General features: G+C 62.7%; 14 protein-coding genes. 3 read left to right on the plus strand and 11 right to left on the minus strand.

Going from position 1 to position 13,619, the window contains the following annotated elements; all coding sequences use genetic code 11:
• Positions 1–109: 109 nt before the first annotated feature.
• Positions 110–1,180 (minus strand): ISAs1 family transposase, encoded by a 1,071-nt coding sequence (locus tag ACZ89F_RS30200; RefSeq protein ID WP_476091432.1) that lies wholly within the window; start codon positions 1,178–1,180, stop codon positions 110–112.
• A 173-nt stretch (positions 1,181–1,353) separates the two neighbouring features.
• Positions 1,354–2,244, minus strand: coding sequence for a LysR family transcriptional regulator (locus ACZ89F_RS30205; RefSeq protein ID WP_476095825.1), 891 nt, complete (start codon positions 2,242–2,244; stop codon positions 1,354–1,356).
• Between the two features lie 96 nt (positions 2,245–2,340).
• Between ACZ89F_RS30205 and ACZ89F_RS30210 the strand changes: the two genes are divergently transcribed.
• Positions 2,341–3,336 (plus strand): aldo/keto reductase, encoded by a 996-nt coding sequence (locus ACZ89F_RS30210; RefSeq protein WP_476095827.1) that lies wholly within the window; start codon positions 2,341–2,343, stop codon positions 3,334–3,336.
• 248 nt (positions 3,337–3,584) lie between these two features.
• Here the strand turns inward: ACZ89F_RS30210 and ACZ89F_RS30215 are convergent, their stop codons facing one another.
• The 9 genes from ACZ89F_RS30215 to infC all read right to left on the minus strand — a co-directional run bounded on the left by ACZ89F_RS30215 (position 3,585) and on the right by infC (position 11,389).
• Entirely contained in the window at positions 3,585–4,187 is a 603-nt protein-coding gene (locus ACZ89F_RS30215) for a nucleotidyltransferase family protein (RefSeq protein ID WP_476095829.1), read from the minus strand.
• A 73-nt stretch (positions 4,188–4,260) separates the two neighbouring features.
• Complete coding sequence (gene pheT / locus ACZ89F_RS30220; protein ID WP_476095831.1) at positions 4,261–6,669, minus strand: phenylalanine--tRNA ligase subunit beta; 2,409 nt, start codon at positions 6,667–6,669, stop codon at positions 4,261–4,263.
• Positions 6,666–7,088, minus strand: coding sequence for a GFA family protein (locus ACZ89F_RS30225; RefSeq protein WP_476095833.1), 423 nt, complete (start codon positions 7,086–7,088; stop codon positions 6,666–6,668). Before ACZ89F_RS30225 ends, pheT begins: the two co-directional genes overlap by 4 nt.
• Positions 7,085–8,182: a phenylalanine--tRNA ligase subunit alpha gene (gene pheS / locus ACZ89F_RS30230; protein ID WP_476095835.1), complete on the minus strand. Its 1,098-nt coding sequence runs from the start codon at positions 8,180–8,182 to the stop codon at positions 7,085–7,087. Before pheS ends, ACZ89F_RS30225 begins: the two co-directional genes overlap by 4 nt.
• A gap of 142 nt (positions 8,183–8,324) precedes the next feature.
• Positions 8,325–8,726, minus strand: a complete 402-nt coding sequence (gene rplT / locus ACZ89F_RS30235) for a 50S ribosomal protein L20 (RefSeq protein ID WP_023672281.1) — start codon at positions 8,724–8,726, stop codon at positions 8,325–8,327.
• Between the two features lie 93 nt (positions 8,727–8,819).
• Positions 8,820–9,023, minus strand: a complete 204-nt coding sequence (rpmI, locus tag ACZ89F_RS30240; RefSeq protein WP_006201248.1) for a 50S ribosomal protein L35 — start codon at positions 9,021–9,023, stop codon at positions 8,820–8,822.
• 181 nt (positions 9,024–9,204) lie between these two features.
• Positions 9,205–9,939 carry a hypothetical protein gene (locus ACZ89F_RS30245; RefSeq protein WP_476095837.1) on the minus strand — a complete coding sequence of 245 codons (735 nt, stop codon included), beginning with the start codon at positions 9,937–9,939 and terminating at the stop codon, positions 9,205–9,207.
• A gap of 118 nt (positions 9,940–10,057) precedes the next feature.
• On the minus strand, positions 10,058–10,684 hold the full coding sequence (locus ACZ89F_RS30250; protein WP_476095839.1) for a methyltransferase family protein: 627 nt from the start codon (positions 10,682–10,684) through the stop codon (positions 10,058–10,060).
• Positions 10,685–10,852: 168 nt separating this feature from the next.
• On the minus strand, positions 10,853–11,389 hold the full coding sequence (infC, locus tag ACZ89F_RS30255) for a translation initiation factor IF-3 (RefSeq protein WP_013528312.1): 537 nt from the start codon (positions 11,387–11,389) through the stop codon (positions 10,853–10,855).
• Positions 11,390–11,595: 206 nt separating this feature from the next.
• On the opposite strand from infC, the gene ACZ89F_RS30260 reads away from it, so the two are divergent.
• Together ACZ89F_RS30260 and ACZ89F_RS30265 are read left to right on the plus strand one after the other, a co-directional pair.
• Complete coding sequence (locus ACZ89F_RS30260; protein ID WP_476095841.1) at positions 11,596–12,366, plus strand: alpha/beta hydrolase; 771 nt, start codon at positions 11,596–11,598, stop codon at positions 12,364–12,366.
• On the plus strand, positions 12,366–13,508 hold the full coding sequence (locus tag ACZ89F_RS30265; protein ID WP_476095843.1) for a benzoate/H(+) symporter BenE family transporter: 1,143 nt from the start codon (positions 12,366–12,368) through the stop codon (positions 13,506–13,508). The genes ACZ89F_RS30260 and ACZ89F_RS30265 overlap by 1 nt, the downstream gene beginning before the upstream one ends.
• Positions 13,509–13,619 lie beyond the last annotated feature (111 nt).

Here is a 13,619-nt window from a genome sequence, read left to right on the forward strand (position 1 = left end):
CCGTAAACGGGGGAGAAAGAAGCTGGCCGCGACGCCTGCGCAATCCTTGCGACGTCGGCGACTGGCGAAATCATCGATAAGGGCGTCCCTCTCCCCGTTTACGGCAGGGCTATCGCATATGAGTGATGGCCTGGATGAGATAGTCGTCATTCCACGCGCATTTTTTGATACGGTGGCTGATGGGGACTTTGTCGATGTCGGCGGCCTGAAGGATATTTCTGGCGATGCGGTTTAGGAGCGCGGTGTTGGCAGGGGCGTTGTCCTTGCGGGCACGGCTGAGGTCCTCGCGCAGATGAACGTCGAGCATCCAATGCAGCCCGTTCTCGATCTGCCAATGGGCTCTGGTGAGATCGATCGCCTGCTGCGGGGACAGCAGCGTTGAGGCCATGAACAGGCGCGTCAGCGGCTTGGCCTGATCGCGCCGGCTGGTGATGCGGATGAAGGCCTTGTGCCCAGGCATCAGCGGGTCGGGCGCCGCCACGACTTCTGCCTGCCGCCATTCGTTGCGGCCATGGCTGGTCTCGGTCCGCTCAGTGACGGCGGGAGTGGTCTGGGCCAGTTGTTGTTTGGCCCGAGCCAACCAATGCCGGCGGTTTCCCTTGAGCGTGAGCAGATAGTCGCCGCCGCGCTGAATGATGGCCTTGGCCATGCGCGTGTGGCAATGAAGCGCATCGGCCGTGACCAATCGACCAGTAAGATCAATGAGTTCGACGACCTTGAGGGCAGCCTCGACCTCATTGTCTCCATCGCCGGGCGAGGCCGCCGCCAAACACAGCCGCGTCTGGCTGGCAAAGGCTGACACCGTCAGGGGCGGGCTGGCCGCAAGGCCTTTCTCATAGGCCCGTCGCAGCGCCTTGCCATCAAGTGCGACCACACCCTGGCGTGCCTGGGCAAAGCCCGCGGCAAAGGCGGCGAACGCACGTCCGAAGGCCTCCGGATCGAGCAGGCGCAACAGCCGCGAGAAGGTGTCGTGGCTGGGCGCCTCCTCATAGTCGATCAAGCGCGACAGCGCCTGTTTGCGCTCTTGCGCGAACAACGAAAACTCCGTTGCGCTGGTCGCGCCACACAGGCTCGCAGCGATCATCATCACGATCAGGTCGCCAAGCCGGTGCGTGGCGTTGGCCGCGCGCGGATCAGGGACCGCGCCGAAATAGCTCTCAAGGCTAGAAATGGCAGTCACTCCTCAGTGGACTGCCTTCCCAAAGAATCCCTTCTCAAACCAACTTCAAGCTCAAAATCGCCATATGCGATTCCCCTGCCGTTTACGGGGAGAGGATGCCGGCAGGCAGGTAAGGAGCGGCGCCAGCCTTGACTAGGCATACCCCCAAACGGAGACGATTGCGCCGCCGCTCTCTACCCACTCACCTTGAAGAAATCCACAAACGCCCTGAGCGCCGGACGCATCTGGCGGCGGCTCGGATAATAGACGAAGAAGCCATCGAAGGACGGACACCAGTCCTCCAGCACGCGGATCAGCCTGCCGTCGGCGAGCGGCGCGCGGACATAGTCCTCGAAGACGAAGGCGAGCCCGGCGCCGTCGGCCGCCGCCTGCGCGATCAGATGGTCCTCGTCGAGGATCAGGGGTCCTTGCGCGGAGATTTCGATTTCCTCGCCGCCCTTCGCGAATTCCCAGCGGTAGAGAATGCCGCTGGAGAAGCGGAAGCGGATACAGCGGTGATCGACCAGATCGCGCGGGTGGCGCGGTCTTGGCATGGCATCGAAATAGGATGGCGCGCCGACCACCGCGCCGCGAATGTCGGGCCCGATGCGCACCGCGATCATGTCGCGCTGCAGGCTCTCGCCGAGCCGCACACCGGCATCGAAACCGCCTTCGACGACATCGGTGAACCGGTCCTCGATGACGATCTTCAGCACGATGTCGGGATAGGTCCTGGCAAAAGCGCCTAGCCGTGGCGTCAGCACCAGATGCGCCGCCGTGCGTGGCACGCTCAGCCGTAGATTCCCAGCCGGCCGGTCGCGCGCCTCGACCGCCGTCTCCAGCGCCAGGTCGATTTCGGAGAGCGCCGGCCGCAGCCGCTCCAGCAATTGTGCGCCCTCTTCGGTGGGCGCGACGCTGCGCGTGCTTCGTGCCAGCAGCCGCACGCCAAGCCGCGCCTCCAGACTGGAAACCGCGTGGCTGACCGCCGACGGTGCGATGGCCAATTCCCTGGCGGCGCCGCGAAAGCTGCCGCATTGGGCGACTGTCGCCAACACGGCCAATTGGGAAAGATGTGCTCGGTTCATTGATCTATTTATTGGAACAGCCTGTACGAAGATGATCCCATTATCGAACATAGTGCAAGGCGCTATCTCCTTTCCATCACAACAAGGAGACGCGTGATGCAAACCCGCAAGCTAGGAACTGAATTGAACGTCTTCCCCGTCGGCCTCGGCTGCATGGGCATGAGCTTTGCCTATGGCGGCCAGGCGGAAGCCGATGCGATCGCTACGCTGCACCGCGCTGTCGACATCGGCGTCAACTTCTTCGACACGGCGGAAGTCTATGGCCCCTACGAGAACGAGATCCTGCTCGGCAAGGCGCTGAAGTCGGTTCGTCACAAGGTGGCGATCGCGACCAAGTTCGGCTTCAAGATTCTGGAGGAAGGTACCGGTATGGGCCGCATGGCTGGCGTCGACAGCCGCCCCGAGCACGTCAAGGCCGTCGCCGAGGCTTCGCTGAAGCGGCTGGGCACCGATGTGATCGATCTCTACTACCAGCACCGCGTCGACCCCAACGTGCCGATCGAGGATACGGTCGGCGCCATGGCCGAGCTGGTTCGCCAGGGCAAGGTGCGCGCGCTCGGCCTGTCTGAGGCGAGTGCCGCGACCATCCGCCGGGCCCATGCCGTGCATCCGATATCAGCCGTGCAGAGCGAATATTCGCTGTGGAGCCGCGACCCGGAAGACGAGGTGTTCGCTGTCTGCCGCGAGCTCGGCATCGGCTTTGTCCCCTACAGCCCGCTCGGCCGTGGTCTTCTCACCGGCACGATCGCCAAACCCGAGGCTTTGAGCGACGACGACTGGCGCCGCGGCCTGCCGCGCTTCCAGGCCGACGCGATGGCGGCCAATGCCGCTGTCATCGCCACGCTGGAGAAGCTGGCGGCTGAAAAGGGCGTAACCTCGGCGCAGCTGGCGCTGGCCTGGGTGCTGCATCAGGGCGATTTCATCGTGCCGATCCCCGGCGCAAGAAAGATACGCCATCTGGAGCAGAATACGGCGGCGGCCGGGATCGAACTGAGCGCCGCCGAGGTGGCGGCCATCGGCGATGCGCTGTCGCCGGACAAGGTTATGGGCAAGCGCTATACCGAGGAGCTGCTGGCGCTGGTGAATGGGTGAGCGGCGCAATTTGCCAAAACGAAGAGGGCGCTTCGGCGTCCTTTTCGTGCACCGCGCGGCGCAGAAGGGCGCGAGATGTTGGCGCGAGGCACCCCCCTCTGGCCTGCCGGCCATCTCCCCCGCAAGGGTGGAGATCGGATATCGTCGCTGCTTTCGCCGACAATGCCGAAGCTGCCAATCTCCCTCCTTGCGGGGGAGATGTCCGGCAGGACAGAGGGGGGTGCCTCGCGCCGACATTCCGGCAACTCCTACCAAGGTACCACCGTAATCTCCGGCCATGCCTCCCGTGCCCGCGCGCCCTTCGCCTCATGCGTCCGCCGATTGTCCGTCACCGGGTTGGGCACGATGCGGAACGAGAACATATCGTCGAGCCCGAATGGCGCCACCAGCTCCAGCTGCCCTTCAGCATTGTATCGGACCCCAACCGCATGGGTCTTCGAAGCAAAATTGCCGAGCGGTTCGCTGGAGCCGGTATAGCGCGGACAGGGCCGGCCGAACTTCTGCGGATACCACAGATGCACTCGCGCCTGGTTGCGCACCTCGACCGGCAGCGGCAGTCCTTCGAAATGCGCCGCCGCTCGTAGGATCACCGCGTCCTCCGCCTCATAGGACAGGTCGCTGTCATCGAAGTAGAAGAGATCAACGTCCTTGATGCCGTAGCCCGACGGTTTTCCTGTCAGATGGTTCCAGACCGTGTTGTAGAGCGCGCCGGAAACGATCAGCCAGTCGGGCAAGGCAAGCCCTCTTGCCCGAACCAGCGCCTCGCGGATCAGCGGCTCTTGCGACACGATGGCGAGGAACGCTTCGCGTTGTGCTTCGAACGGGAGCCCGGAATAGTGCAGATGATCCATCACCCTTTGGAGGGCGATTCGCTACTTCCGGGCAATCCTCAAAAGGCAAATGCGTAGAGCGGCGTTGGCCGCTCTACGTCCTCAGAACGCCGCCGGTCTGCTTGCCGACATTCTCGACGATGCGCTTGGCCAGCGCCTCGAAATCCTCGTCGGTGAGCGTCTTTTCGACCGGCTGGATCGACACTTCGATGGCGATCGATTTCTTGCCCTCGCCGAGCGAAGCGCCTTCAAAGATGTCGAAGACCGAGACAGCAGTGATCAGCTTCTTGTCGGCGGCGAGTGCGGCGCGGACCAGCGTGCCGGCCTCGACCGCCTTGTCGACGACGAAAGCGAAATCGCGCTTCACCGCCTGGAAGGCGGACAGCTCGAGCCTGGGCTTGGTCTTCGTCGGCTTGGCCTTCGGTTCGGGCACTGCGTCGACGAACACTTCGAAACCGCAGAGCGGTCCGGAGACATCCAGGCCCTCAAGGGTCTTCGGGTGGAATTCGCCGAAGGTGCCGAGCACGGTTTTCGGGCCGAGCTTGATGGTGCCGGAACGGCCGGGATGATACCAGGCCGGGCCGCCCGCCTCGATCTGCAGCCGCTCGACCGGCGCACCGCAGGCTTCGAGCGCGGCGATGGCGTCGGCCTTGGCGTCGAACACGCCGACCGGGCCTGAATTGCCGGCCCAGTTGCGGCCGGAGCCGTCGAGCTTGGCGGTGCCGCGGCGCACGCCGGCGGCGACGCGCCGCTGCTGGTCGGCGCCGTCGCCTTCATAGGTGCCCGAAACTTCGAACAGCGCCACGTCGCCAATGCCCTTGTCGGCGTTGCGCTGGGCAGCGGCGATCAAGCCCGGCAGCAGCGACGGCCGCATGTCGGACATGTCGGCGGCGATCGGGTTGGCAAGCTTCAGCGCGGTCTGGCCGCCGCCGAACAGTTCGGCGTGCTTGGCCGGAATGAACGACCAGGTGACGGCCTCCATCATGCCGCGCACGGCAAGCGCGCGCTTGGCGGTGCGGGTACGGACCTGCAGCGTGGTGAGGATCCTTGCGTTGACCGCGTCATGCGCGCCGAGCGGCTGTGGCACGATGTTGTCGACGCCATGGATGCGCATGACCTCCTCGACCAGGTCGGCCTTGCCGTCGACATCGGGACGCCAGGACGGCACGGCGACATTGACGACATCGCCCGAGCCCTCGGGCCTAAAGCCGAGGCGCGACAGGATGTCGAGGCTTTCCGCCCTGGGAACCTCGATGCCGGTCAGCCGCTTCACTTCCGAAAGCGGGAAGGAAACGATCTTCGGCTTGTGTTCGGCATAGCCGGCCACTTCGATCTCGGTCGGCGTGCCGCCGCAGAAATCGAGCACCAGTTTCGTTGCCAGCTCGACGCCGGGAACCATGAATTCAGGATCGACGCCGCGCTCGAAGCGGTAGCGCGCGTCGGTGATGATGCCGAGCGTGCGGCCGGTACGGGCGGTGGTGATCGGGTCCCAAAGGGCCGATTCGATCAGCACATCTGAAGTGTTCTCGTCGCAGCCTGAATGCTCGCCGCCCATGATGCCGGCGATCGACTCGACGCCGTTGTCATCAGCTATCACGCACATCTCCGGCGTCAGCGTGTATTCGCGGCCGTCGAGTGCCTGCACCTTTTCGCCATCGCGCGCGCGCCGCACGACGAGATTGCCGGCAACCTTCCTGGCGTCGAACACATGCAGCGGACGGCCGCGATCGAAGGTGACGTAATTGGTGATGTCGACCAGCGCGCTGATTGGCCTGAGACCAATGGCGATCAGCCGCTGCTGCAGCCATTTCGGCGACGGGCCGTTCTTGACGCCCTTGACCAGCCTGAGCGCAAAGCCGGGGCAGAGTTCTGGCGCCACGATCGTCACCTTGACCGGACACATGCCGCTGCCGGCATGGGGCATGATGGCGCCACCGACGAGACGGCCAAGCCCGCTCGCCGCCAGATCCCTGGCGATGCCATAGACGCTGGTGGCGTCCGGCCGGTTCGGCGTCAGGTTGATCTCGATGATCGGATCGTCGATGTGCGCATAGGCGGCGAAGCTGGTGCCGACAGGCGCATCCTCAGGCAGGTCGATGATGCCGTTGTGTTCGTCGGACAGTTCCAGCTCGCGCTCGGAACACATCATGCCGTGGCTTTCGACGCCCCTGATCTTGCCGACTGTCAGCGTCACGTCGATGCCGGGCACATAGGTGCCGGGCGCGGCAAAGGCGCCGATCAGGCCCGCACGCGCGTTGGGCGCGCCGCAGACGACCTGTACCGGTGGCTTGCCGTCGCCGGTATCGACGGTCAGCACGCGCAGGCGGTCGGCATCAGGGTGCTGAACCGCGGTCAGCACCCTGGCGATGACGAAGGGTTTCAGGCTCGACTTGTCGTCGACATGCTCGACTTCGAGGCCGATCGAGGTCAGCCGCTCGACAATGTCGTTGAGCGAGGCGTCGGTCTCGAGGTGGTCCTTGAGCCAGGAGAGGGTGAATTTCATGGGACTGTTCCGTCTGGTCTTTTGACGCTTGATTTCAGATGTCTCGGCAGGTCGTCGGACATATGCAGGAAGGGGAGCTGTTCGCTGACATAGGCATGCAGCGTGGGTTCAAAATCGGCCGGCACGTCCATGGCGCCGAGCATGAAGTAGATGTCGTCCTCCAGCCGCTCGTCGACATAGGCGATGGGTGAGCCGCAGACGCCGCAGAAGGAGCGCGTCACCGGGCCGTTCTCGAACATCTTCAGCGCCTTGCCGGTGAACGCGACCTGATCGACCAGGAAGCCGACAAAGGCCGATACCGGCGCACCGCTCGCCCGCCGGCAATCGCCGCAATGGCAATAGCTGACGTGGTGCGGTTCGGCCAAGGCCTCGAACCGCACGGCGCCGCAGCGGCAGCCGCCGGTGTGCGGCGCTGTCATGCGCTCAGGCCCCCGAACAAGGTCGGCATGTCGAGTGGCCGGAAGCCGTAGTGCGACAGCCAGCGCACATCCGCATCGAAGAAGGCGCGCAGGTCCGGCATGCCGTATTTCAGCATGGCGATGCGATCGATGCCCATGCCCCAGGCAAAGCCCTGATATTCGTCCGGATCGAGCCCGCCATGGCGCAGCACGTTGGGGTGCACCATGCCGCAGCCGAGGATCTCCATCCAGTCGGAACCTTCGCCGAAGCGCACTTCGCCAGGCCTTGAGCGGTCGCACTGGATGTCGACCTCGAGGCTCGGCTCGGTGAACGGGAAGAAGGACGGCCGGAAGCGCATCTTGACCTGCGGCACCTCGAAGAAGGCCTTGCAGAACTCCTCCAGAACCCACTTCATGTTGGCGACATTGGCCGTCTTGTCGATGACCAGCCCCTCGACCTGATGGAACATCGGCGAGTGGGTGGCGTCCGAATCCTGCCGATACGTCTTGCCAGGAATGACGATGCGGATCGGCGGCTTCTTGGTCTCCATGGTGCGGATCTGCACCGGCGAGGTGTGCGTGCGCAAAAGCTTGCGCTCGCCCTTCTCGTCCGGCTGGAAGAAGAAGGTGTCGTGCATCTCGCGCGCCGGATGGCCTTCGGGGAAATTCAGCGCGGTGAAATTGTAGTAGTCGGTTTCGATATCCGGCCCTTCGGCAATGGAGAAACCGAGATCGCCGAAGATCGCCGCGATCTCGTCGATGACCTGGCTGATCGGATGGATGCGGCCGCGCTCGGCCGGCGACTGCCGCACCGGCAGCGTCACGTCGACCTTTTCGGCGGCGAGGCGGGCGGTGATCGCCACGTCCCTCAGCTCGACCTTGCGGGCCGTCAGCGCGTCGGTGACGCGGTTCTTGAGGCCGTTGATGACAGGACCCTTGACCTGCCGCTCCTCGGCGGTCATGGCGCCAAGTGTCTTCAGCATCTCGGACACGGTGCCCTTTTTGCCGAAGGCAGCGATGCGCACGGCCTCGATGGCCGGCTCATCGGCGGCCGACGCGATGTCGGCCAGAAGTGAGTTTTCAAGCGTATCCAAGCTGGTGGTTGCGTCGTTCACGGTCAAACTCGCTACGTTGGAAATCAGCTTCAAAGTGAAAGTCACTTTTAAGTTGAAAGTTCAGGCATAAGAAAAACCCGCGCCAGCCGTGCCAGCGCGGGTTCCCCAAATCAGAATTGCGAATGCTTGGGAAGCGCTGGTCTTAGGCGACAGCGCTTTCAAAAGCGTTCGGCGTGGTGTTCTTCAGATATTCGAGCGCCACCTTGGCCTTGGCGACCAGGGCTGCGAAAGCCTGCGGCTCGTGGATGGCCATGTCCGACAGGATCTTGCGATCGATCTCGATGCCCGACTTGTTGAGGCCGTCGATGAAGCGGCCATAGGTCAGGCCATGCTCGTGCGTCGCGGCGTTGATGCGCTGGATCCACAGCGCGCGGAACGAGCGCTTGCGGTTCTTGCGGTCGCGATACGCGTACTGCATCGACTTTTCCACCGCCTGCTTGGCGATGCGGATGGTGTTCTTGCGGCGGCCGTAGAAGCCTTTCGCGGCTTTCAGGACCTTCTTGTGTTTGGCGTGCGAGGTGACGCCTCTCTTTACGCGTGCCATGTCATGATCTCCTTAAAAGCAATTCCAGGAAAAGTGCCTTGCGGTTTTCCGTTCGGAATTGCGTAAAATAAATGCGTGTCCGGACCGAATGCCTTAGAGGCCGTTCGGAAGAAAATTCTTGATGACCTTCTTGCCATCCGGTTCAGCCAGAACCATCGTGCCGCGGGCATTTCGAATGAACTTGTTGGAACGCTTGATCATGCCGTGACGCTTGCCGGCCGCAGCCGACAGGACTTTACCCGTACCTGTGATCTTGAACCGCTTTTTGGCGGCCGACTTGGTCTTCATCTTGGGCATTTTGCTACTCCGTCTAGTTGGCGCACTATCGCGCTTCTTGTTCGCTTCAGGCCGACCAAAGCCCGAAAAGCAAATGAAACCGCCACGGCATGCCCTGCCGGGCGGTTTTCTTGAACGGCGGTCCTATACGTCAAAGACGGCCGGCGCGCAACACCTCAGCTTGTACGAAACTCTGAGGTACTCATGGTCCTCTCCATGCAAAATTAATTCTGCCTATCGTCTCACCGGGAATCTTCAGTGGAGTTATACCGCCCCCGGCCGCTAGGAACCTCTCGCGCGGCCAGCTAAGCCAAGGCAGGATCGGTTCAACTTTCCCAAATGCCGGTTTTTCATCGGTAATTTCGAGCATGACACGCATTAAAGAAGCACCAGGACCAAACGTCGCCGAAAGATTGTGCGGATCCACCTTGCGCATCGTTTTCGGATTGTTGTTATCCGTGAAGGTGACGAGAACCGGAAAGCGGTCGGCAGGCACGTCCTTTGCTCCGCGAAAACGCATGATAGCGGGCAAAAGTCCTTCGTAGTCGCCGCGATTGTAGCCCAGTTTGTCATGGAGGGTGTATTGGGCGATGTATTTGGTCTCTTCGCCGATCAACGCGAAGAGCTTGCCTCTCGGCCCGAGGTCAACCACCGTCGCCTCGCCTTCATAGCCTGATGGATAGACGTCAAACGCATTGGCCTCCTGCCACCAGACATGAGACACGGCCGAGCCGGAAAAGATCTTGCCGTCGACAAGTACCTCGACAGTCAGCTTCTGGTTCCATTCCCATACGTCGGCGAAGAGGCCGCAAGAGGTGAGGAACAGCGAAGAGATAAGGGCCAGGATACGCAATAGAGGCCGGGCCAACCGAGCGGCTAATCCACACCTGGAGACATTCGCAGATATGGCAATGCCTGGCCCGGCGCTCGACACCATGAATTTCTCCGCCGCGTTCACTCGCGGCGGTTATCGCTACACGATCTCGGAAGACAAATTATTAAGATATCGAAGACCGCGATCTGCAGAGTGGCACTAGCTGCCTGCCTATCCACGTCTAGGGCAGTGTAAATAACACCGGCAGCAAGCCCGACTGCTGGGCGCCGTCGATCAGTTCGAAGGCAGGCAGCGCGACCAGGAACACCAAGCCGTCGAGCAGCGTGGTCAACAGCAGGCGCGGCTTGAAGCTGCCTGTATCGCCCTCCTGGTAGAGCGACAATTTCGGGAAGAAGCGCGGCACCCGCTCCAGATAGGCCTGGTATGTGGCGCCGAGCGCTTCCTTGAGGAATTTCTCCTCGCGCAGGATGACGATGTGGAAGGCGCCCGCGCACAGAACCGCGAAGAGAACGATGCCGGAGAAGGAGCCGATCTGCGCGCCGACGCCGGCCGCGGCCACGGTCGAGAACACATAGAGCGGATTGCGGGTGATCGAGTATGGTCCGCCGGTCACCACCTCGGAAGCCTTGCGCCCGCCTATGTAGAGCGTTGCCCAGAGGCGCCCGACGATGCCGAGGAAAATCAGCAGCACGCCGAACATTTCGATCGACTCATGTACCGGTGTGTCGGGCGGAAACGTCGATTGGCCAAATAGCAGCGCTGCGAACAGCACGGCCACGAGCCCGGTAAGCACCATCCTGCGCGTATGCTGGTAGTTACCCAGCCCGTATTTGAGTTCTTTGTCCAAGGTGGAATCCGATCGTCGAGGAACTTGGCCAGCGATCGCAGCCTTGGCCAAGAAAACAGGCGTCCCGCCGATCGCCGGGACGCCTTGGGATGTGATTCAGGCGGATTTAAGCGCGACAACCAGGCCTGACGTCATCGTGATCTCAGGTCTGTTGGTGTTCAGCACACCTTAGCGCGGCGACAGCACCATCATCATCTGGCGGCCTTCGAGCTTCGGTTCCGCCTCGACCTTGGCGATGGTCGCCACTTCCTCGCGGACCTTGTTCAGAAGCTGCATGCCGAGTTCCATATGCGCCATTTCGCGGCCACGGAACCGCAGCGTCAGCTTGACCTTGTCGCCTTCCTCGAAGAAGCGGCGAACCGCCTTCATCTTGGTCTCATAGTCATGGCTGTCGATGTTCGGGCGCATCTTGATCTCCTTGATCTCGATGACCTTCTGGTTCTTGCGCGCCTCGGCCGCCTTCTTCTGGTTGGCGTATTTCAACTTGCCGAGATCGAGGATCTTGACGACGGGGGGCACCGCGTTGGGCGATATCTCGACGAGATCGAGCCCAGCCTCTTCGGCGAGCAGCAATGCGTCGTTGATGGAAACATCGCCGCGGTTCTGGCCTTCGGCGTCGATAAGCTGGACCCGGGGAACCCGGATGTCACGGTTGGAGCGCGGGCCATCCTTGGTCGGCGCCGCTGCTTTGAAAGGTCTGCGAATGGTCGTGGTCTCCTTGGCCGTTTCGTTCAGGGTTTTTCAGTGTTGATGCGTGGACGCGCCAATGTGGTGAGCGCGCGGGCGGAGTCAATAGCACAGCATTGATAGAAAATCACCCTGATCGCTGCCCTGCACCAAACAAAGAAACATCGCGAGCACTTTTCGCCACGCCATCGGCTGTGCCAAAAGACCGGCTTGAGGAAAAAGCCATGAACGCCAAGCCCCCCGTCTTTATCAATGTCGATGGATCGCGCATGGCGGTGCGCCATACGGCTGGCTCCGCGCCCGGCATCGTCTGGCTCGGCGGCTACAAGTCGGACATGCTGGGCACGAAGGCGCAGACGCTGTCGGACTGGGCGGCACGAGAAGGCCGCGCGTTCCTGCGCCACGACTATTCCGGCCATGGCGAATCCGGCGGCGCCTTTGCCGATGGCACGATTTCGACATGGCTTGCGCAGAGCCTTGCCGTGTTCCGGCATTTCACCGAGGGCAAGCAGATCCTGGTCGGTTCCTCGATGGGCGCCTGGATCGCGCTGCGCATGGTGCAGGAATTGCGCAAGGCCGGCGATAGCAACGTCGCAGGCCTGGTGCTGCTGGCGCCGGCGCCGGATTTCACCGCTGAACTGGTCGAACCGGCGCTGACGCAAGCGCAAAAGCGCGATCTCTCGGAGAAAGGCTTCTTCGAAGAGCCGTCGGACTATTCCGCCGAGCCTTACATCTACACACGTGCGCTGATCGAGGACGGACGCAACAACCTGGTGATGACAGGCCCTATCGACACGCATTGCCCTGTGCACATCTTGCAGGGCCTGGCCGATGCGGACGTGCCGACAAGCCACGCGCTGAAGCTGGTCAGTCTGCTGCCAGCCGACGATGTGACCTTGTCGCTGATCCCTGACGGCGACCACCGCCTGTCGCGGCCGCAGGATCTCGACATGCTGGTGCGGGCCGTCGATGCGATGGCGCAGAGGGGAAACTGATGCGCCTTTCCATTCCGATATCGGCGTTCGTCGCTGCGATCGTCGGCTTCGGCGGCACGCTGGCCATCGTCATCGCCGCGGCCAACGCAGTCGGTGCGACGCAGATCGAGACGGCAAGCTGGGTGACGACCATCTGCCTGGCCATGGCGATCGAGAGCCTGTGGCTGTCCTGGCGCACGAAAATGCCCGTCATCACCGCCTGGTCGACGCCGGGCCTGGCGCTGATCGCGGCCTCGAGCGGCTTTTCGATGGGCGAGGCCGTCGCCGCCTTCATCGTCACCGGCATTCTTCTGATCGCCACCGGGCTGTTCCGGCCGCTGACGCAGTTGATCTCGAAGATACCGCCCTCGGTCGCCTCGGGCATGCTGGCCGGCATCGTCGTCACCTTCGCGCTCAATGCGGTGAAGACCATTCCTGTCGACCCGTGGCTGATCCTGCCGCTGATTGCAGCCTTCTTCGTTATCAGGCTGTTCAACCCGGCCCTGTCGGTGCTGGCAGTGCTGATCGGCGGAGGCCTCGCCGCTTTCCTCACCGGCCGTGTCGGCGGCCTGCCGACACCGGAACTGTCGACGCTGACGCTGATTGCACCCGATTTCACCGCCAAGGCGATGATAGGCCTGGCACTGCCGCTCTATCTCGTCACCATGGCTTCGCAGAACCTGTCCGGCCTCGCCGTGCTGCGCGCCGCCGGCTATCATCCGGAGCCAGGCCCGCTGATCGGCGTCACCGGCCTGTTTTCGCTGCTGTCGGCGCCGTTCGGCGGCTCGACCACCAATCTGGCGGCGATCTCGGCAGCGATCTGCACCGGGCCGGACGTCCATCCCGATCCCGCCGAGCGCTGGAAGACCGGACCGTTCTATGCGCTTGCCTATCTCGTCTTCGCGATTTTCGGCGCTTCGCTGGTGGCGATCTTCGCCGTGCTGCCGCAGAGCCTGATCGTGCTGGTGGCGGGTCTGGCGCTGATGGCGTCGCTTGCCAATGCGCTGTCGATCGCGCTGAAGGAAGAGGGCGACCGCATGGCCGCCACGGTCACCTTCGTCGTCACCACGTCAGGGCTGACACTGTTTGGCGTCGGCGCCGCATTCTGGGGACTTGTTGCCGGCCTGGTCGTGCTTTTCCTCGACAGGCTCAAAAAGCGATAATCATTTCAGATGCTTGTCCGGTTTTGGCGGACATTGTCTTGAATCGCCGTTTTTCTCTTCCCATTTCGATTCCACGCAGCCGGGTTTGGCTGTCTCCAACCGAAGGAATGG

This window comes from Mesorhizobium sp. USDA 3734 (genome assembly GCF_056279665.1).